This is a genomic window from Kineothrix alysoides (genome assembly GCF_000732725.1).
Lineage (GTDB): Bacteria > Bacillota > Clostridia > Lachnospirales > Lachnospiraceae > Kineothrix > Kineothrix alysoides.
In genome coordinates this window covers 901,654-920,968 of record NZ_JPNB01000001.1, presented here as the reverse complement: position 1 = coordinate 920,968, position 19,315 = coordinate 901,654, and the positions used below count along the sequence as shown (strand labels likewise).

The window sequence follows — 19,315 nt, the reverse complement described above, 5'->3', positions numbered from 1 at the left end:
GCTCAATCCAAGTAGTAAAATTATTAATGACTTCAAGTCAATAATTATTATGAGGTGAATCCTATGGCTCGTCCTATAAAAAAATCCCCTGAACAGTGGACGCAAGAAATTATAAATGCAGCCCAGCATTTTTTCATTACCAATGGATATGATGAAACTTCCATAAGTGACATAATGAATGCCGTAAAAGGTGCAAAGGGTACATTTTATCAATTTTTTGAAAGTAAAGAGTTACTGTTAGAAACACTTGTTGAAAAATGGGCAGGTGATTACGAAAAAGCTATCATTAGGATACTGGACAATACTAATACTACTTTTGCTGACAAGTTTTCGGAAATAATGAACTTGATTAAGCAAATGTCAGGTAAGACATTGGGAATGGAAACATTTTTTCATCCGTCGAACGACGTTATGATTTATAAGCTGACAAAAAGAATGACCACCGCTATAACTCCTTATTTAGAAGAAGTCTTGAAAATAGGAATGGAAGAAAACTTGTTTTCTTTGGATAATTCGCATTTTTACGCAAGCTTTATCATAAACGGGGCATTAGGTGCATTAAGTTCAGGTGCAGAGGCCCCTGCCAATAGCATACCGCAGACTCTCAAGTTACTGCCTGAAATTACGGCTAATATCTTGGGAATTGACAGCGGCGTACTGTTTCATAGTAAAGAGGACTCAAGATGATAAATAATGAAAATGATAATTGTCCGTGTCCAAAAACCAAATGCAAAAGGCATTCTAATTGTACGCTGTGTATTGAGCGGCATTCCAAGAAAAAGTCAAAACCATATTGTATGAGGGATAGTAAAGATAAGTCCGCCAAAAAAGAAAACAACAGCGCTTTTGAAAAATAAAATCAAAACCGCTGTTTTTCATCTTTATCAAATCACATGATATTCATTCAATAACTTTTCAATATCTGTACCTGCTATTTTTTTCAGTGCTTCTTTAACCACTATCTTTTCCACGAATCCCAGCTTCATATCGGTAGCTTTCTTACCGTCGCGAAGCTGAACGGTAGCATTTAACAAATCCCGTACATCGTATACGCTTCCCCATACCTCGGGTACGCCCCGGTCGATATTCAGCAAAGTATAAACCGCCTCCATACCGGTACGGATGGAATACTCGGTAGTAAAGATGGTATCCCGCTTCGTCTCCGCAAACTGGCCGAGGAAAGCGAAGTTAACGGCGCCCTGCGGCACTACGTCCGGACGGTCTCCGTATGCGCGGGGCATGAAGAACGCAGTGATATACGGCATCATACAAGGTACGGTATTTGCACCGTTTTCAGCCATATCTTCAATTTCTTTTTCCGGTACGCCGATATGGTACAGCCACTCCATGCATATTTCTTTGCCGGTGCAATCCCGCATGGGTTTCTTCACATAATCGCCGGGTTTATCGGAAAATAAACCGTATACCCAGACAAGGAGCTGATCCTTAGGCTGATTGCGAAACTGCGGCTGACGGTTGATGGTCCAGCTCAAAAGCCATGAGGAATCCTTTACGGTGACAATTCCTCCTGTAACCACTTTGCCGGAGAATGGGTCCCTCTTACAAATATTCTGAATGTAAGGAACTATACGCTGGTCGAGGGTGTTGACAGTAGCACTCATCCAGTTGGTCTGTTCCGGATCATAGCAGAATTTATCCGGACGGCCGAAGGACTTGTCCTGAGCCGCGATCTTACGCCACATATCCCAGCCGCCGCCGGCTTTGATTGCTGTCTGATAGTCTGCCGGCGTATTCTGGTCACCGATAGTCGAGTTCTCCACACAGCCGCCGTTAGTGATGAATACGAGGTCATTTTCAGTAAGGTCTATATTCTCTTCCTTACCGTCTCTGATCAGTTCTATGCTCGTAGCTTGTTTTTTGCCCCCGGCACAGTCAAATTTCACATTTACTACCTTGACACCGTAGTGAAACTGTACGCCAAAGCCTTCCAGATATTTTATCATAGGAAGAATCATGGATTCATACTGATTGTACTTGGTGAAACGCAGCGCCTTGAAGTCGGGCAGACCGCCGATATGATGGATAAAGCGCTGAATATAGAGCTTCATCTCCAAAGCGCTGTGCCAGTTTTCGAAAGCGAACATGGTACGCCAATACATCCAGAAATTAGAATCCAGCACCTCGCTGTCAAACACATCGGTAATACGCTTGTCCTGAAGTTCTTCATTGGCTGTGAAAAACAGCTTCATAATCTCCATGGCACCTTTATCCGAGATATCGAATTTCCCTTCCGTATTGGCATCCTCTCCGCGGTTTAACGTAGCCCGGCAAAGAGAATAGTTAGGGTCCTCCTTATTCAGCCAGTAGTATTCATCGAGTACGGAAACACCTTCCGTTTCAATGGATGGAACGGAGCGGAACAAATCCCACATGCACTCGAAATGGTTGTCCATCTCGCGTCCGCCTCGCATAACGTAACCAACATTTTCATACTGATAGCCGTCACAGGCTCCTCCGGGAATAGGGTCTTTTTCCAGAACATGGACATGCTTTCCCGCCATCTGTCCGTCCCTGACAAGAAAGCAGGCCGCTGCAAGGGCTGCAAGACCGCTGCCGACTATATACGCCGATTTTCCGTCAACTCCCTCCGGCTTTAAAGGGCGGGCGAACGCTTCATAATTACCGCTTGAATAATACATAATCATAACCTCCTGTATAATTTATTTCCTTTTGATAGTTATATGCTAACAATTCTTTTTCAATCTCACAATAAACAGAAATCCCTCCGTGATAAGATTTTTATCACAGAGGGAGAACTTGTAAAAAGTTTTATCATTTTTTGGAATTTGATGTGTTTTTATCCGTACGGTAGCTTTCCAGAGCATTAGAAATATTTCCATGCACGAGAATCGCCAGGCGGTCGATGATAGTCTGCGGGTTCTCCCGCATATCTTTTTTGATCCAATCTAACATGAGACCGACAAATGCAAATTTATAGAAATCGGCGATAAATTTCTTATCCTCATCCCGGACAGTCATCCCATCCGCCTTCTCTTCCACAACATCAATCATCAAATCATAGGTCAGCTTATATAAATAAATTTCCACCTGCTCTCTGCTGACAGAGTGATAGACATTCATAATAAACGGCTTGTTCGCTAAAACAGCCTCAAAAATCTGCAAAAAGCCCTGCTGCCAAGTATCGTAGGTCCTCTTACCTTCCAGAGCCTTAGTCGCGTCTTCCACGCAGGACCACTCCACAAGGTCGTAAATATCCTTAAAATGATAGTAAAAGGTCATGCGGTTGATGCCGCAGTCCTCGGCAATGTCGTTAATCGTAATTCTATCCAAAGGCTTCTTCAAAAGCAGATTTTTAAGTGATGCTTCCAGAGCCCGTTTCGTCGTTTGCGACATGAAGCTGCTCCTTTCCCAGTGCGGTATCGGTTCGTCAATAGAAATATTATGCATCTATATTACCATATATTTTCATAAATTTGTGAACAACATCGTTTTCTTTATACGCAACAATTATATTTAGCTTTACGTTTTTCATGCTTCCGCCGATTTGGCATCATGGTCAGCTATCATTCCCGGTGATACTGCAGATTGCCCTGCATCTGACTTGTAAGAAAGGCGCGGCACTTATCTGCTGTTGGCGTTGTGTTGCAGCCACACTCATTTCCACATAGAAACTTCTTTGGTACTCTTCTAAATTGCAGCTCAATCGCCTGCAGACATTCGTGGTATGGAATCAAAGGATCGATTCCCGTCAGTGCCATTTCCGCATACATGGGCGCTGTCACGGCTGCCCGCAAGGTACGGGTGATACAGGGGAATTCCAGACCACCTGGTATGGGGTCACAGCACAAGCCCATATTGGCCTGAAGTGCCATGGAGGCTGCATGCTCCACCATCTCCCCATCACCTCCGGCAAGCCAGGCAGCCGCACCGGAAGCCATAGCGCAGCATACTCCTGACTCTCCCACACACCCCACCTCACCGCTGGCATTGGTGTGAGTATAGGCAATGGCCCCAAGAGCAGCGGCCACTACTAGCGATTCCACTAATTTCTCATGGGAAAATCCCCGCTCCTCACGTAAGGCGTCCAATGCCGAAAACAGGTAGCCTCCGCCTGTTCCCATAGGTCCCGGCACGATCAGCACTCCGGGCAATTTGGCATTGACCGCATAGGCATGTGTCAGAATATGTCTGGTCAGCGGATCGCTGAGTGGGTTTCCTCTGTCCAGATACTTTTTCCACTGTTTACCATAAACCGGCAGAAGCGGTGTGTCTAAAGCATTTTCATAACCTATGGTCTCCAATGAATGTATCTGCTTGTTTAAAATATCAGCTATCTTTTCAAAGAAGTCCCAAATTTCTTCATCCTTCCAGCCGGAAGATGCTTTCTCGTATTCAATTGCCGCCTGTACAAAGGAAATCTTTCTTTCCTTTGCCACCTCTCTCCATTCCTCCACTGTGCTAAACAACTGCGGCTTTTTATTCCTTTTTGTCACTACCGGCAACACAGCCGGAAGCAATATTACCTTTTGTCCCTTAAAGATACTGTCCAGCTCCTCCTTGGAAGGCGCTTCGGATAACTCAATAAAATATGCGTCTCTTCCATCGGCGGACGTAAGTAAAGTGGTCTCCACATGCGTCTGCTTCCACACCAGTTCAAACCGCTGAAGCTGTTCTGTGATTCCTTCCTTCCGTATCGCTTCGATGAGTACACCGTAGGTATCTGATTGCCACGAAAGCGCAAAGCCGTTTATTTCATAAATGCGAGTCATGCCTCCCCCTACAGAGGCACCAATAAGGCTGGCTGTTTCTTCCTTTTTTCCAGACACTGTAATCGTCACGCTTCCTTTATGTCCGTTATCTCTGTCCCCCAGCACAAAACGATAGGAAATCCCTTTTTCTCTGGCTATTTTATGAGCATCGAAAAGGCGGACATCATCGGTAGGAAAACCCATTACACCCCCCAGAAAGCCTCTGTCATCCATCATGTTTCCCAGTTGTTTAAATCTTCCTTCTTCGCTTTTGTTAAAACAAAACTCCACACTCCTGACCTCATCCCTCAAAAGACTCCCCGCTATCCTGCCCACGCGGCTGGTTCCGGCAAATGAACCGCTGGAACCGGGCTGCATAATGGGACCAAATACATCATTAAAAAAATCTGGATAAAAAATCTTTGCCACAGTCTGCATCTCCTTTCATGCGCCGAAATTAAGCTTTTTCTATACTTTCCTATTTTTCCTATAACATCTTCTATAATAAATATTCAATTTGGCAACTGCTTCCTCCAATCCATAGGGCGTTTCCAGACTTGCGATTCCTTTTCTTTCCAGTGTTTTATATGGCTTCTTGCCAATGTGCCCGGTAAGCAAAAAAATGCAATCCTGCAACTGCTCCGCCACATAGGACACATAGCCGTCGTCCCTTCCGCAGCAGCCACCGCAGTCAGAAACTTCTTCTTTGCACATCCGATTCCGATAGCTACGCTTTATCTTCCGTCTTTCAACCAAGCTGGTAATTCCTGTCTCCTCCTCCACCTCATAGACCCAAAAGTCTTCAGCCTGTCCAAAATGCTCATCTACATGGCTCCCGTCCGAGGAGGTTACCGCAATCCTGTATGCCATCCATTATCTCCTTCCGCTAAATAGATAACGCCTGTTCTAAATCCTCAATCAAATCGTCCACATCCTCGATTCCTACCGACAGTCGCAAAAGCTTATCATTGACCCCAAGCCGCTCCCGCATTTCTTTTGGAATTGCTCCATGAGTCTGGATCATCGGATAAGTGATCAGGCTTTCCACACCGCCAAGACTTTCCGCAAAAGTGATAACCTGAAACCGCTTCAGAATCTCTGGTACCTTCTCCCCGTTCTTTAGGGCAAACGAAATCATCCCGCCAAAACCTGTGGTCTGTTTCAGTGTAACTTCCCGGTCCGGATGGTTCTCATCTCCTACGTAAAACACCCTTTTTATCTTCGGATGTTTTTTCATATATTCTACAATCCTGATGGCGTTTTCCTGCTGCCTTTCCATACGAACTGTCAGTGTCTTTAAACTTCTTAAGAGAAGCCAACTGTCACTTGGACCCAAAGTGCCGCCCTCTGACATCGCCATCGTGAAAATCGGCTCTATCCATTTTTCATCCTTTACTATCAGGGCTCCTGCAAGCACATCATTGTGCCCTCCAATATATTTTGTAGCACTATGAATAACAAAATCTGCCCCCAGATCAAGCGGCTTTTGAAAATAGGGAGACAAAAAAGTATTGTCCACCGCTACTACCGCTCCGATTTCCTTCATCCGCTCAGCCACCGCCTTTATATCCGTGACATGCATCAGCGGATTGGAGGGTGTTTCTATAAAGATTCCCTTCGTGTTCGGTTTGATTGCCGCATTTACTTTCTCCGGGCTACTGGTATCCACATAGTCAAAAGTAAGACCGTATTTTTCATAAACCTCCGTAAACAGCCGATAGGTGCCTCCGTACAGGTCCTCCGATACAATCAGATGATCTCCCACATCAAACAGCTTAATAAACACAGAAATAGCTGCCATCCCGCTGGAGAACGCCCATGCACGCACCCCATGTTCTAACAAGGCAAGGCTTCTCTCAAATTCCTGTCGGGTCGGACTGTCCGCCCTTGCATAGGCGAACCCCCTTGTATTCTCCCCCAATGCCGGATGCGCAAAGGTAACTCCCTGATAAATAGGAAAACTGATTGCCCCTGTATCCTTAGAAACACCACTATATCCATGCACAAAATTCGTTTTTTCTCGCATAATACTATCTTTTACCTTTCTCCTTAAATGGTTGCTGATTTATATCGTTTCAGCCTGCACTCCACCAGTTTGAAAATTTGCTCGACTGCAGAGCACAATACCAGATACACAATAAAAATATCAAGATATGCCTCTATGTAATTATAACCGGAAGCAGCCTCGATTTTGGCAATGGCTGTTATATCCTGTACAGTCATTGCAAATGCCAGCGAGGTAGATTTGATTAGATTCACTACCAGAGTACACAGGTTGGGAACTGCAGCCACCAGCGCCTGCGGAAAAACAATTCTGAAATATGCCTGCCTGCCGCTTAATCCTATGGTTACCGCAGCTTCATACTGTCCTTTGTCCACCGTCGCAAGAGCAGAACGGATTACCTCCGACATTGTTGCCGATGTACTTAGGGAAAAGATGATAATGGCGTAAATTACCGGATTTATCTCGTAAACCGGATAGTCTATGCCCCACATTTCAAACAGTACCGCCAAAATACTTGGTACAATATTATATATTACATAAATCTGCAGAATAACTGGTGTTCCGCGGATAAAGGAAACATATGCAGCACATATCTTGTCAAGAACAGCTACATTATTTTTTCTTACAAGGGCAATGCCAAAAGCAAGCGGCACCGAAAAAAGCAGGGAGACTTCCGTTAGAAACAGAGTCATCGGTATTCCATGAAGCACCAGAATAAGTGTCTGATAAAGAAAAGTCCAGTTCATCCGATTCCCTCCTTTGCCGCCTTAATCTTTCGTTTTTCCAATCTTTGTTCCCCAAATTTAATAATTTGTTCAATCAGAATACATATCACCCAATATATGATTGCCAAAGCAACATAAGTCTCCAATGCATAAGTGGTATAACGCTTGGCAATGATGCGGGTAGCCTTTCCCATCATATCTGCAAACCCAATGGTATAAGCCAATGCCCCGTTTTTCAGGATGGAAATTACCGTGTTGCCTAAATTGGGAAGCGCTACTACAAAAGCTTGTGGTAACACAATCCGCCGTAGGGTCTGAAGTCTTGTTAAACCAGCGCTTAATGCTGCTTCCGTCTGTCCTCTTGGAATAGCTTCATAGGAAGAGCGCATTACCTCAGACAAGCCTCCTGCGCTCATCAGTGCATAAGTGAGAACTACGAAAAAAAGTTTATTCCATTCGTCAATATTCACGCCAAACCGGGCAACGACTTTGGGCAGTCCATAATATACCAAAAAGAGTAATACAATACTTGGCGTACAGCGTATGACCGTAGTGTATCCATTCGAAAATTTTCTCAAGGCCTTTCTTTTACCCAGCTTCATAACCACCAGTGCCAGGCTCAATATGACGCCTAAAAGCAGCGATAAAAAAATCATTTCAAAGGTAATCGGCAAATACCGTAAAAGCTGGGGAAATGATTCCCAAAAAATTTCAGTATTAAATCGAAGCATAGTTCTCACTCCTTAATGTGGAAGTACCCGAAGTCTCCCAGCTCACTAATCTTCTATGTACTGTGTAAGGTCCTCACCATAAAACTGTATGGAAACCTCGGACAATTTACCTTCTTTCTCCAGTTCAATCAGTGCATCGTTGATCTTCTCTGCAAGGTCCGCCTCATTTTTATTAATTAACGTATAAGTCTTTATACCGAGGAACTCATTAAATACCAGATCGTCATACAAATCATGATAAGCACCGTCCTCTGCTTCCACTGCACGGGTCCACAAAGTCTTAATGGTTCCGAACAAATCATACCTGCCTTCTGCCACATATGGGATTCCTACTGACCAGTCTTCGTTGTCTGTCAATTCAAATTCCACCTGTTTATCCGGGTGTTTGGCATTGTAATCCTCCAGAACGAACTGCCATCCATCTCCTGCCTTGATCGGCACATGCTTAAACCCCTGCTCGGAAGCTTTCTCAAAGCTGTCTACATCTGCGTTTTCCTTTCGGACAATAATGCCTCCAAGGCAGGCTCCCAACCAGTGCTCCGGAATGATATAGTTCTTCGCACGCTCCTGCGTATAAAAGCTGTTAGTAATGGCAATCTGGTACTTTCCTTCCTGCGCGCCAACCCAGGCATCTGTGGAGGAGCCTGTCCCTATAAATTCAAATGCATACTCCGGAATCAATTCATCCGCCAGGCGCAGTACCTCTACATCATAACCGGTAGACTTTCCGTCATCATCCACATAGCCGTAGGGAACTCCGTTTTCCGTATGTGCGATTTTGATTGTCCGCACTTCTGTGTTTTCTGCTGTCTCCGATTGCTGCTCCGCATCTGCGGCAGTGTCTGCTGTCTGTACTGCCTGCTCCGCAGATGTGCCGGCTGCCTGTGATGTCTGCGCTGCTGCAGCGTTTCCGCAACCTGCCAGAGTGCCGGCTCCTAACGCCAGCACAATTCCTAATCCTAATACTCCATATTTCCTCATAATGTTCTCCTTTCCCGCGCCTTAGCGCAATCGCACACTTTAAGTCAGCTTTCCTTAGCCAAGTGTGGTCAGTGTTGTTCTGGCAATATTGCCATTTTTGAATATTCCGTCATAGATGTCTTCGAGCAGCCTTAACCCGCCCTTATAACCGAGGTAGGTTCTATTGACAACCACTCCGTCATTGATTGGAATACTTAAAAACAAATGTTCACTTGCCGTCTCCGCAGCAAGATTTTTTTCCCATGTGCTGCCAAGCAGCAGGGATTTCTTTCCACTATTGATTTTAGAACGGATATCCTTTTCAATATGTCCGCCGTCCGCTTCTATTCTGACTAAGCCCTGAAACTCCTTTCCAAGCCCATCCACTGCCTTCTCAATCAGCTTGGCATTTTTGCCCTGAGCATCGTCAATAATGTAAACTCCTCTTGGGATAAATCCTAGTTCCTCTACCAGAAACTTGCTTGTACCAAGAGCATAAGCACTGTCTGCCACCGTATAGAACTCATGCGGAAGATTATTGCGCAAATCCGCGATAAAATCTGTAATTGAAATCAGATATTGGTAAAACACATCTTCCTCTTTTGTGATTACTGTTTCTACCTGTTCCTTGGGAAGTCCTGCAAATTCACCCACGGTTCGCAAGAACTGGCTTGTTTCCTGAGCGCCTACAGGCAAAACCTGATAATGCAGATAAGGAGTTTCATATTTTTTCTTGAGCAGCTCTCCGATATCCACTCCCATCCATGGGGACAGCACCAGATTAAACTGTGCATTCGGAATGTCCTTCCATTCGCTTACTCCCTTCGATTCATAGCCATACAGAATATTCACTTCCAGACCGATACCCTTTAGCAGTCCTTTGATTTCCTGCAGATCTCCCCGCCAGAACGGGTCCTGATAGGGAACTACCGAAAAGACATTAACAAGCCCTTTTCTCACCTGCGGTTCCACATCCCCCACGAATTCTTCGATAATTGCTCGTTCCACTATTTCATGTCCATAATAATTATTTCCCTTAAAGCCAGCCGTCTCCGTGCCTACAATCGGATAGCCCTTCTTGCGGTATTCCTCTGCCACATGAATGGAGTCGTCACCCACAATGTCTGATGTACAGCCTGATACTACGACAAACAAATCGCCGTCCAGCACCTTAAGCGCTCCTTCAATCGTTTTCCTAAGTTTATTTTCACCGCCGAAAACCACATCCTCTTCTCCGGTGTTTGTACAGGTCACCGCCGCACCGCCGCCAAAGCCTTCGCCCTGATAACCTGCTGCTCCTGCTACCGCTCCAAAAGCTTTGGAGGCACAACCCGGTCCAGCATGTACAATGGGCAGTGCTCTGGGTATTGCAAGAACAGTCTGTAGCGCAGAAAGTGCACAGGAATATCGGGGCTGCTCAATAATTGTACTCATTATTTTTCTTCCTCCTTTTCAAAATAGAATGGATCCGGTTCCTCTTCCAGCCACCATTTGCTGTAAGGGAACTTCACATGCGCTGCAATATTCTTTTCAAATTTAATTGTACGGAGTGCATCATAAACGCGGTTACCAAACTTAATCACACCGTCATAGCCTACGCTGGCATTAGCATCGCCTTCGTTGATAGCCGGAATCCCCAACTTGGCACTCAGAACCGTCAATCCCTGGTGACGCACAATCATCACGTCAGGACGCAGGCGCTTCAAAATCTTTATTACCTCATAGGGTTGTTTATTACATACCGAAAACTCGGTTATATTTCCTCTGCTTTTGATCAGGTTATCCAATGTGATCAGCTCTTCACTGTTTGTGTTATCCACCTTTTGGTCATGATGCAATGTCGTGATGCCCACCAGCTCCAGACCTACATCGATTGCCAGATTTGCCAGACTATGGGCAAAGGAATCACCCGCAAAGACATAAACCTTCTTGCCTTTCAGTTTTTCTCTGATTTCCTGAAGCTGCGGCGCAATTCTTTCATGCTCCTGTGCAATCACCTTCTCGGCAAGTTTTTCCCTGCCGGTTTCTTTGGCAATAGCACGAATCCACTTATCTGTCCATTCTACTCCAAAGGGTGCCGGTGCCTTTACCTCAGGTACACCATACTGCTCCTCCAATGCGGCGGAAATATAGGTACCCAAGGTTTCACACATATGGACGGAGACGGCCGCCTCTGACATTTCTGCCAGCTGTTCTACTGTAGCAAGGGGTACCAGATAATTACTTCTCAGGTTCATTTTCTTTAACAGAGAGCTAAAGGTATCGCCGCCCTGAAAGTTAAAAATATTAACAAGATCCTTCTGCTTCTTTTGAGGCGGTTTTACCAGTTTTCTCAAGATACTGTGATAGGCTGCATCAAAACCTGTAGTCCATACTCTGGATTTGAAACCTTCACAGAACACCGGAATCACAGGAATTCCCAATTCATTCTCCATCTCGCAAGTAACACTTTCAATATCATCGCCTACGATGCCGGACGCGCAGGAGGAGGTGACAAATATAGCCGATGGAGAAAAACGATCATAAGCCTCCTGAATTGTCTCGCGCAGTTTTTCCAGTCCGCCATAAACGGTGTCTTTTTCCTGAATATTGGTGCTGATCATATGTACATTGTGTATTTCCTGACCTCTTGCCACAGATACTGCCCGTGCTGTGTAATTCTGTCCGGAAACACCTGCATTGCAGCCAATCGGTGCGTGGGTCACCACTGCCGCCCCACGGATATGGTACACCAGTGTCTCCGCACATCCTTGAGAGCAGTCGCTGCACTGGCTGTAGGAACGGTTTCTAAAGTGGAGCGCCCTATCTTTGGATTGGTCTATCAGAGTCTGGGCATCTCCATGATAGGATGTAATAGAGCCCAGGCGGCTGTCGCGAATATTTACCTGTGAATTTGATAAATTGATACTCATTTTTTCCATTTCCTCTCTTTTCATTTTTATATGACGTAATCAAAATCCGGCAGTATCCGGTGTAAAAACTGCTTTGTTCTTTCCTCCTTTGGATGGGAAAAAATATCCTGCGGTGTTCCTTCCTCCAGCACTTTTCCGTCATCCATGAATATGACTTTATTTGCTACCTCCTCTGCAAAATGCATTTCATGGGTTACCACTACCATGGTCGTTCCTTCTTTTGCCAGTTCCTTCATAACATTCAGAACTTCCCCGATCAGCTCCGGGTCTAACGCGGAGGTCGGTTCATCGAACAAAATGATATCCGGATTCACTGCCACCGCCCTTGCAATTCCAACTCTCTGCTGCTGCCCTCCGGAAAGCTGGCTTGGATAATAATGGTATCTATCGGAAAGACCTACCTTATCCAATGCCCGTCTTCCGCTTTCCTCCGCTTCCTTCTTCGGCACTTTCCGCCCAATGATCAGACCTTCTGTTACATTTTCTAAAGCTGTTTTATTGGAAAAGAGATTATAGTTCTGAAAAACAAATGCTGTCTTTTTTCTAACTTTCTGCACTTCCTTGTGGGAAGCGTGTTTCAAATCCAAAGACACCTCATCAAAGTGCAAAGTGCCTTTATCCGCCCGCTCCAAAAAATTAATACTCCGGAGCAGGGTCGTCTTACCGGAGCCGCTTGGTCCTAAAATGACTACTACATCACCCTTTTCCACGGTAATAGATACTCCCTTAAGCACTTCATTGTTTCCAAATTTTTTATGTACATCCTTAATTTCCAGCATTTTAATCTCCTCTCAGCGTCACTTTCTTTTTTATAAAGCGAAGAGGTGCCCGCTGGACTCGAACCAGCATGTAAAAGTTTTGCAGACTCTTGCCTTTCCATTTGGCTACGACACCTGATTTGCAAAAAACCGGAGGCTTCAAAGCAGTACATATGTCTGCTTTGAAGCCTCCGGTTTTCCGGTCAGCCTCTACTGTCCTTTTCATCTATATAGTCCCTATTTTAATCTTACTTTCTCATTCTTCTCAATCTGAATAATCTTTCCATCCTGCACTACAACTGTTACAGAACCATAGGAAATCGCCTCAATATATTCCTTGATTTTATTCCATTCCTGATTACTTATACTGTCTTTTTGATGCACTACTTTCATCATGACACACCTCATCGCCCATAGCATAGTATACATATATGTTTGTCTCATTGTCGTTGTGAAAATAATATCAAATAATCTTCTTTTGCGCTAATAGATAAAAATTACAGCACGCTATAGTTAAAATCTATAGCGTGCTGCGCCAAATTCTTTTCGTAGTTTACGGCATGAGGCAGTATCGGTTCTTCAATAAGTGCGCTATTCCTCTACTTTATCATAATTATCCAAGAAATTGTGTACAATACCGTTTTCCTTATATGCAACGATTGTGCTTAGGTTTACATTTTCCATGCTTTTAAAAATATTACCCTCTACATATGGATTCACTTTCTTAAGCTGCTTAATCAGCTCCTTGATTTCCATCCGCTTTGAGCCCATACTCCCGTCACTCCGGCAGGTAGTGCAATTGTCTGTGAAGCGGCAGGCGCATTGAATAAAGTGCAGATTATTATAATCTCTCCAGTGCTTAATGTCATCCTCGCGAATGAGATACATCGGGCGTATCAGCTCCATGCCTTCGAAGTTAGTGCTGTGGAGCTTCGGCATCATAGTCTGTATCTGTCCGCCGTATAGCATTCCCATCAATATCGTCTCGATGACATCGTCGTAATGATGCCCCAAAGCGATTTTGTTGCAGCCAAGCTCCTTTGCCTTGCTGTACAAATAGCCTCTGCGCATTCTCGCGCAGAGATAGCAGGGAGATTTCTCCACTTCATAGACGGATTCAAAAATATTCGTTTCAAAGACAGTAATAGGAACCTTTAACAATCTGGCGTTATTCTCAATCACTTTACGGTTTGTCTCGTTGTAGCCCGGGTCCATTACAAGAAATACCAGCTCGAAAGGAAATTTATTATGCCGTTTCAGCTCCTGAAACAGCTTAGCCATGAGCATGGAGTCTTTGCCGCCGGATATACATACGGCGATTTTATCCCCCTCCTTTACCAGCTCATAGGTGTTTATTGCCTTGGCGAATCTGGAAAAAAGTGCTTTGTGGAATTTCTTTTTAATGCTTTTTTCAATTTCTTCACATCTGGCTTCCTCCGCACCTTCTCTGTCCGCTTCTTTTTCTAAAGAGGACAGAAGCCATGCACCGTAGCCGCTTCGCAGGTTATATGCTTCAAAGCCGCGCGCATTCAAAAGTCCTGCTGCGTCTGCGCTGATAATTCCTTTTCCGCAGTATAATATAATCTTTTTATCCTTCGGCAGCTCATAATCTCCCTGTTCTATCCGGCTCATACCGATATTTACCGCTCCGGGTATATATCCGTGTCCGAAGGATATTTCATCCCTGACATCAACCAGCATGTAATCCTGTTTTCCCAGTTCTTCCAACTGCGCGATTGTGATATCTATTCCTTGTCCCATATTAATAATCATGTCCTTCCAATGCCTGCAGACTTCGGACTGCAAGCTCAAAGCCACGTATGAAAAACTTATTTTTCATACGAATAATAACGCCCTTCTACCTACGCTTCCATCCCGCATATATCCTTTATGACTTCTCCGGCAAGAATCAATCCGGCCACTGAGGGCACGAAAGCTACGCTTCCCGGAATATCCCGTCTTTCCGTGCATTTATGTGCCGCTCCCGGAGGGCAGATACATTGAGTCCTGCAGCTGATCGCCATATCCTCTATCGGCCTTGTGGGCTTTTCCTTGGAATAGACTACCTTCAGCCGTCCGATTCCTCTTTTTTTCAGTTCCCGCCTCATTACCTTGGCGAGGGGGCACATAGAGGTATGATAGATGTCATCCACCTCGAATTTCGTCGCATCCAGCTTGTTCCCTGCTCCCATACAGCTTATGATCGGAACTCCCGACTCATTAGCACGTACCACAAGGTCTAGCTTGGCCGTCACGGTATCCACTGCGTCAATTACATAAGAATAAGACGTGAAGTCAAAATCACCGGCATTCTCCGGAAGGTAAAAACACTTGTGTACATTTACCTCTGCCTTAGGATTGATCTCCAATATACGTTCTTTCATCACATCCACTTTATATTTTCCTATCGTCTTATAAGTTGCGATAAGCTGTCTGTTTAAGTTGGTAAGACAAACCTTGTCATCGTCAATTAAATCGAAGCTTTTTATGCCGCTTCGAACTAAGGCCTCCACAGCAAAGCCTCCGACTCCCCCGATGCCGAATATGGCAACCCGGGCGTTTTGCAGTCTGTTCATCGCCTCTTCGCCCAATAATAATTGTGTTCTCGAAAATTGGTTTAACATTCTATTTATCTACTTTCTATATTATTACTATGTTCTTAGTCGGCTTTAAGATTAAAACATAGTCCCACGATTTGTCAAGTAGATATTAAAATAAGCGAAGGCAGATGTACTGCTTTCGCTCATTTTTATGTGATGTGCCAAGTGTATATCACATTGCACATCTATCAGACTTACTTTTTCTGGGATATGTAGGATTCAATCGCCTCCGTTATTTCGTCGGCGTTCAAGCCCGACGTATTAAGTAGGTCACTCAAGCTTTCCAAATCCTTCAGCTTCTTTTCATTATACAAAGCTTCTAACTCGCTTTGCTCGGATTTGATTCTTGTCTGTAAACTTGATATTAATGCTTCTTTTTCCGCAATTCTATCTTCCAGCGGTTTTTTCGGTCTCCCTGCCATACTCTACCTCCAATAATAAATTCAATTATTGTATAATATATGGACAGGTTTGGAAAAATATACATATTTTCTATTAACTAAATTTTAAAAATCCCTATGGAAATACTCAGCTTTCCAGGCAAGTAAACCCTTTGCCTTCTATTGTCAGCTTATTATCTGCTTTTCCAAGGCAGACAAACAGAACGATAGCACAGAGAATCAGCCCCATCATACCAACCAGTCCTGTTGGATTAGGGCCAAGCAATCCACTTTTTTGAGAAATCGTAAGATATACCGGTACTTCACCGATTACATTAACAGCACCATGAATGATGGCAGGGTACATTACATTTCCGCTGATAATCATCACATAGGAAAGAATAACCCCCAAGATTACACAAGTCAATAGCATCATCGCCATATTGCTCCAAGGTGCACCAGGGTTATCTGAACTATAGTTAAAGCCGAAGTAAATTAACGGCAAATGGGCGATACCCCAGAGAACGCCATTTAACAGCACCGCCTTGCGCATACCATAACGCTCTATCTGCTTTGGCAGGAGGTATGCGCGCCAACCGATTTCTTCGCCGAGTTCCAGAAGCTGAATGGGAATAAAAACAGCGGAAATCAGGACTGAGATCATCCAAAACACAACAGGATTATTAATTTTCATTATACCGTTTACTTCTGCTCCCGTCAGTGCAAGCAGGCTGCCATAATGAAATCCACCACTGTAATCATTTGGAAACAGCATAAAATAAGATACGGCTCCCAACACAATGAGAATACTCGGTATAAATGCACAAAATACCCACAGCTTTGGCTGCTTCCAAACTTTTATGGAAATTCGCCAAGGAGTTTTATCTCTCGTAAGTCCGCGCGCGATGATTGCCGCAAGCACAGGAAACGCCGTAAATCCCTTTTGGAGAATTTCATATATTGGATTATTACTATTATCATTCACAAACAAAGCGATAACAAATAGCAAATAAGATATGCCGAGAACAAGCACAAGATAGATTGCTCTTTGCATTGTCTTTTTTTGTTCCTCTCTTTTTATCATCGTAATCTCCTCCAGTTTCTGAGTTTATTCCACTAATACACTTATGGATTTTTAAAAACCGGTCTTCATGAAAATTTTATCTTATTATATCTTATATAGGAAATCATTACCATTATTTTATAACAGGAATAATGAAATATAGAAATAAAAATAAGGCATACCAGATGTCTTACTATCCGATATGCCCTGCAATTAATACTGCTTTATTTCTACTCTCAGAAGCACATTGTGAATATAATGGAGGAACACTTCCTTTATAACGTACTTTTATAAAAGTATTTGTCATATATCATTCTAACAGGATACCCTTGTAACGCTCTGTATATCTCGTATCCAGTTTTTATCACTTTATATGAATTTCTTGTTTGATAATTTAAGGTGCTAAGATAAGAATATTCATCAACTATTTCAGTCATGATATATTGCTTTTCCTTTTACTTAAGCGAATAGCCGTTAAAATAGCACCAACCGCACAAACACTTGCGGCTGTCATATAAGCACCTTTCATACCATAGATAAATGCATCGTCCCTTCCTTCAATATAAGTTGAAACATCATAACCGATTATATTGCTCATTCTGCCGTAGAGAATAAGAATAGCCATGGCAATACCGGTAATCATTCCAAGATTTCTAACGAGTGCATTTACACTGCCTACAATACCCAGCATATTCTTTGGAGCATTAGATAAAATCAGGGAATTATTAGGTGACTGAAACAAGCCGTTTCCAATGGACATAATAACAATATAAATAATCATGGTATATAAACTGGTGTGTTCTGTTAAGGTGGACATTAAAATTAAACCGACACTGTTTATCGATAATCCTATAAAGGTTAAAATTTCCGAACCGATTTTATCAGATAATGCTCCGCTTAAAGGAGCCACTACAGCCAGCACCACCGGAAATACCATCATAATCAGTCCGGTAAAACTGGGTGAAAACTTTAGTGTATTTTGAAGATAAAAGGGTTGGATAATTGTTAAACTGTTGATGGCGATAAAAGATATAAATCCACAGAATATGCTGAGAGAAAATAGCTTATTCTGAAACAGCTTCAGCTGTAAAAGAGGTGCCTCCGTCCTATTTTCAACAATAATAAATGTAACAAAGGATAACACAAATAAAATAAATCCGCCAATGATATATGGATGTCTATAACCATAATCTTCACCTATTAGCAGGGAGCCGAATAAGGATACGATTGCAATGGCAAAAAGCAATGCACCTTTAACATCCAGTTTTTCATCCGAATTTTCGGTTGATTTAGGAAGCAAGCGGAACGAAAGGAGATATACAATGATACCGATAGGAACATTAATTAAAAAGATGTAATTCCACTCCAAAGACCCTACGATGAAACCTCCTATGGGTGGGCCTGCCAAAGAACCAAGGGCCACAAAAGTACCGTTAATCCCCAGAGCCCTTCCTCTTTCCTGAGGAGGGAATACCTGTGTTATAATACCCTGGCTAGCAGACATGGTACCGGCAGCACCGATAGCCTGTACAACTCTTGCAAAGAGCAGAAAAGGAAAAGAGCCTGCAATACCGCAGATAAGGGAGCCCATGGTAAATATTATAATACCAAAGTTAAAAATCTTGGTTTTTCCTATAATATCACCCAATCTGCCGAAAACTAATATGGTACCTGCAATTACCAGCAGATAAATAGAAACTACCCAGGAAATAGCTTCCGTACTTATATATAATTTTTTTGCCATGGTAGGTAATGCAACGTTAACAATACTTCCGTCTAAAGTTCCCATAAAGGTCATTAATGCAATATTAAATAAAATAATATTTCTTTTCTTATAAAATTTATCGTCTGCCTGATTCATTTAGTCACTTTCCTCATTTTCTAATCTGTATTTTTTTATATTCCCCAAGACCTTGCTTAGAATATCTGTAATATTATCCTTTTCTTCTTCCGTAAGGTTCTGTGTCATAATTTCATTCCATATACCCAATTCTTCTTTCATGGCTGGAATAATGGCTTTTGCTTTGTCCGTTAAATAAAGACAGTAAGCTCTGGAATCTTTCGTATTGGTTTCTTTTCTTATATAATCTAAATCAATTAGCTTTTTTATAACTCTTGCGGATAGGGCTTTATCTACTGCCAGCTCTTTACTGATTTGATTTTGGCTGATTCCTTCTTTATTATATAGAATCATCAAATAAGGATAGGTGCCGCTGCCCAGCGAATATTTCTTAAAAACTTCGTTGGTATATTCCAGAGTATTACGGTATATACCTCCCGTTAGTTTCGTAATGGGAATTCTTGCTTTCTGCATATTGTCTCCTTTCCGGAAAAAGAAGGTTTCTTTTCGTTCCTTATCATTTTGCTCTCCTCTATGTCTTTTTATTACATATTGAGAATAGCTAGATTTTAAATTAAATTAGTTGACATGTCAACCTTATTATATTTAAA

19 protein-coding genes and 1 tRNA gene are annotated in these 19,315 nt (G+C 43.1%); 1 reads left to right on the top strand and 19 read right to left on the bottom strand.

Annotated features, from left to right (window positions below; genetic code table 11):
* Positions 1-63: 63 nt before the first annotated feature.
* The gene (locus tag CC90_RS0104435) at positions 64-687 is read left to right on the top strand and encodes a TetR/AcrR family transcriptional regulator (protein ID WP_031389612.1); all 624 of its coding nucleotides are present in this window, start codon (positions 64-66) and stop codon (positions 685-687) included.
* Between the two features lie 197 nt (positions 688-884).
* Here the strand turns inward: CC90_RS0104435 and CC90_RS0104425 are convergent, their stop codons facing one another.
* The 19 genes from CC90_RS0104425 to CC90_RS0104330 form a co-directional block, all read right to left on the bottom strand.
* Positions 885-2,660 carry an oleate hydratase gene (locus CC90_RS0104425; RefSeq protein WP_031389611.1) on the bottom strand — a complete coding sequence of 592 codons (1,776 nt, stop codon included), beginning with the start codon at positions 2,658-2,660 and terminating at the stop codon, positions 885-887.
* A 133-nt stretch (positions 2,661-2,793) separates the two neighbouring features.
* Positions 2,794-3,375 (bottom strand): TetR/AcrR family transcriptional regulator, encoded by a 582-nt coding sequence (locus tag CC90_RS0104420; RefSeq protein WP_031389610.1) that lies wholly within the window; start codon positions 3,373-3,375, stop codon positions 2,794-2,796.
* 170 nt (positions 3,376-3,545) lie between these two features.
* The gene (locus tag CC90_RS0104410; RefSeq protein ID WP_031389609.1) at positions 3,546-5,159 is read right to left on the bottom strand and encodes an L-serine ammonia-lyase, iron-sulfur-dependent, subunit alpha; all 1,614 of its coding nucleotides are present in this window, start codon (positions 5,157-5,159) and stop codon (positions 3,546-3,548) included.
* Positions 5,160-5,198: 39 nt separating this feature from the next.
* Positions 5,199-5,600 carry a NifB/NifX family molybdenum-iron cluster-binding protein gene (locus tag CC90_RS0104405; protein ID WP_031389608.1) on the bottom strand — a complete coding sequence of 134 codons (402 nt, stop codon included), beginning with the start codon at positions 5,598-5,600 and terminating at the stop codon, positions 5,199-5,201.
* A 16-nt stretch (positions 5,601-5,616) separates the two neighbouring features.
* Positions 5,617-6,756 carry a trans-sulfuration enzyme family protein gene (locus CC90_RS0104400; RefSeq protein ID WP_031389607.1) on the bottom strand — a complete coding sequence of 380 codons (1,140 nt, stop codon included), beginning with the start codon at positions 6,754-6,756 and terminating at the stop codon, positions 5,617-5,619.
* Positions 6,757-6,779: 23 nt separating this feature from the next.
* Positions 6,780-7,481, bottom strand: a complete 702-nt coding sequence (locus tag CC90_RS0104395; RefSeq protein WP_031389606.1) for an amino acid ABC transporter permease — start codon at positions 7,479-7,481, stop codon at positions 6,780-6,782.
* Positions 7,478-8,191: an amino acid ABC transporter permease gene (locus CC90_RS0104390; RefSeq protein WP_031389605.1), complete on the bottom strand. Its 714-nt coding sequence runs from the start codon at positions 8,189-8,191 to the stop codon at positions 7,478-7,480. Before CC90_RS0104390 ends, CC90_RS0104395 begins: the two co-directional genes overlap by 4 nt.
* 45 nt (positions 8,192-8,236) lie before the next feature.
* The gene (locus CC90_RS0104385; protein ID WP_051869282.1) at positions 8,237-9,172 is read right to left on the bottom strand and encodes a transporter substrate-binding domain-containing protein; all 936 of its coding nucleotides are present in this window, start codon (positions 9,170-9,172) and stop codon (positions 8,237-8,239) included.
* A gap of 54 nt (positions 9,173-9,226) precedes the next feature.
* Positions 9,227-10,585: a nitrogenase component 1 gene (locus tag CC90_RS0104380; protein WP_031389603.1), complete on the bottom strand. Its 1,359-nt coding sequence runs from the start codon at positions 10,583-10,585 to the stop codon at positions 9,227-9,229.
* The gene (locus CC90_RS0104375; RefSeq protein WP_031389602.1) at positions 10,585-12,063 is read right to left on the bottom strand and encodes a nitrogenase component 1; all 1,479 of its coding nucleotides are present in this window, start codon (positions 12,061-12,063) and stop codon (positions 10,585-10,587) included. The genes CC90_RS0104380 and CC90_RS0104375 overlap by 1 nt, the downstream gene beginning before the upstream one ends.
* Positions 12,064-12,089: 26 nt before the next feature.
* Positions 12,090-12,842 carry an amino acid ABC transporter ATP-binding protein gene (locus CC90_RS0104370; RefSeq protein WP_031389601.1) on the bottom strand — a complete coding sequence of 251 codons (753 nt, stop codon included), beginning with the start codon at positions 12,840-12,842 and terminating at the stop codon, positions 12,090-12,092.
* A gap of 43 nt (positions 12,843-12,885) precedes the next feature.
* Positions 12,886-12,957, bottom strand: a tRNA-Cys gene (locus tag CC90_RS0104365).
* Between the two features lie 101 nt (positions 12,958-13,058).
* Positions 13,059-13,217 (bottom strand): YezD family protein, encoded by a 159-nt coding sequence (locus tag CC90_RS23585; RefSeq protein ID WP_081905867.1) that lies wholly within the window; start codon positions 13,215-13,217, stop codon positions 13,059-13,061.
* 195 nt (positions 13,218-13,412) lie between these two features.
* Complete coding sequence (locus tag CC90_RS0104355) at positions 13,413-14,582, bottom strand: ATP-binding protein (RefSeq protein WP_031389600.1); 1,170 nt, start codon at positions 14,580-14,582, stop codon at positions 13,413-13,415.
* Between the two features lie 101 nt (positions 14,583-14,683).
* Complete coding sequence (locus CC90_RS0104350; RefSeq protein WP_031389599.1) at positions 14,684-15,445, bottom strand: tRNA threonylcarbamoyladenosine dehydratase; 762 nt, start codon at positions 15,443-15,445, stop codon at positions 14,684-14,686.
* A gap of 170 nt (positions 15,446-15,615) precedes the next feature.
* The gene (locus CC90_RS0104345) at positions 15,616-15,843 is read right to left on the bottom strand and encodes a hypothetical protein (RefSeq protein WP_031389598.1); all 228 of its coding nucleotides are present in this window, start codon (positions 15,841-15,843) and stop codon (positions 15,616-15,618) included.
* 106 nt (positions 15,844-15,949) lie between these two features.
* Positions 15,950-16,885 (bottom strand): CPBP family intramembrane glutamic endopeptidase, encoded by a 936-nt coding sequence (locus tag CC90_RS0104340; RefSeq protein ID WP_031389597.1) that lies wholly within the window; start codon positions 16,883-16,885, stop codon positions 15,950-15,952.
* A gap of 412 nt (positions 16,886-17,297) precedes the next feature.
* Positions 17,298-18,725 (bottom strand): MFS transporter, encoded by a 1,428-nt coding sequence (locus tag CC90_RS0104335; protein WP_031389596.1) that lies wholly within the window; start codon positions 18,723-18,725, stop codon positions 17,298-17,300.
* The gene (locus tag CC90_RS0104330; RefSeq protein ID WP_035315145.1) at positions 18,726-19,178 is read right to left on the bottom strand and encodes a MarR family winged helix-turn-helix transcriptional regulator; all 453 of its coding nucleotides are present in this window, start codon (positions 19,176-19,178) and stop codon (positions 18,726-18,728) included. It abuts the gene before it with no gap.
* Positions 19,179-19,315: the final 137 nt, after the last annotated feature.

Bases quoted from the DNA above. Each gene is read 5' to 3' on its own strand.
- CC90_RS0104435 (WP_031389612.1), top strand. From the start codon at position 64: ATGGCTCGTCCTATAAAAAAATCCCCTGAACAGTGGACGCAAGAAATT.
- CC90_RS0104425 (WP_031389611.1), bottom strand. From the start codon at position 2,660: ATGTATTATTCAAGCGGTAATTATGAAGCGTTCGCCCGCCCTTTAAAG.
- CC90_RS0104420 (WP_031389610.1), bottom strand. From the start codon at position 3,375: ATGTCGCAAACGACGAAACGGGCTCTGGAAGCATCACTTAAAAATCTG.
- CC90_RS0104405 (WP_031389608.1), bottom strand. From the start codon at position 5,600: ATGGCATACAGGATTGCGGTAACCTCCTCGGACGGGAGCCATGTAGAT.
- CC90_RS0104400 (WP_031389607.1), bottom strand. From the start codon at position 6,756: ATGCGAGAAAAAACGAATTTTGTGCATGGATATAGTGGTGTTTCTAAG.
- CC90_RS0104395 (WP_031389606.1), bottom strand. From the start codon at position 7,481: ATGAACTGGACTTTTCTTTATCAGACACTTATTCTGGTGCTTCATGGA.
- CC90_RS0104390 (WP_031389605.1), bottom strand. From the start codon at position 8,191: ATGCTTCGATTTAATACTGAAATTTTTTGGGAATCATTTCCCCAGCTT.
- CC90_RS0104385 (WP_051869282.1), bottom strand. From the start codon at position 9,172: ATGAGGAAATATGGAGTATTAGGATTAGGAATTGTGCTGGCGTTAGGA.
- CC90_RS0104380 (WP_031389603.1), bottom strand. From the start codon at position 10,585: ATGAGTACAATTATTGAGCAGCCCCGATATTCCTGTGCACTTTCTGCG.
- CC90_RS0104375 (WP_031389602.1), bottom strand. From the start codon at position 12,063: ATGAGTATCAATTTATCAAATTCACAGGTAAATATTCGCGACAGCCGC.
- CC90_RS0104370 (WP_031389601.1), bottom strand. From the start codon at position 12,842: ATGCTGGAAATTAAGGATGTACATAAAAAATTTGGAAACAATGAAGTG.
- CC90_RS23585 (WP_081905867.1), bottom strand. From the start codon at position 13,217: ATGATGAAAGTAGTGCATCAAAAAGACAGTATAAGTAATCAGGAATGG.
- CC90_RS0104355 (WP_031389600.1), bottom strand. From the start codon at position 14,582: ATGGGACAAGGAATAGATATCACAATCGCGCAGTTGGAAGAACTGGGA.
- CC90_RS0104350 (WP_031389599.1), bottom strand. From the start codon at position 15,445: ATGTTAAACCAATTTTCGAGAACACAATTATTATTGGGCGAAGAGGCG.
- CC90_RS0104345 (WP_031389598.1), bottom strand. From the start codon at position 15,843: ATGGCAGGGAGACCGAAAAAACCGCTGGAAGATAGAATTGCGGAAAAA.
- CC90_RS0104340 (WP_031389597.1), bottom strand. From the start codon at position 16,885: ATGATAAAAAGAGAGGAACAAAAAAAGACAATGCAAAGAGCAATCTAT.
- CC90_RS0104335 (WP_031389596.1), bottom strand. From the start codon at position 18,725: ATGAATCAGGCAGACGATAAATTTTATAAGAAAAGAAATATTATTTTA.
- CC90_RS0104330 (WP_035315145.1), bottom strand. From the start codon at position 19,178: ATGCAGAAAGCAAGAATTCCCATTACGAAACTAACGGGAGGTATATAC.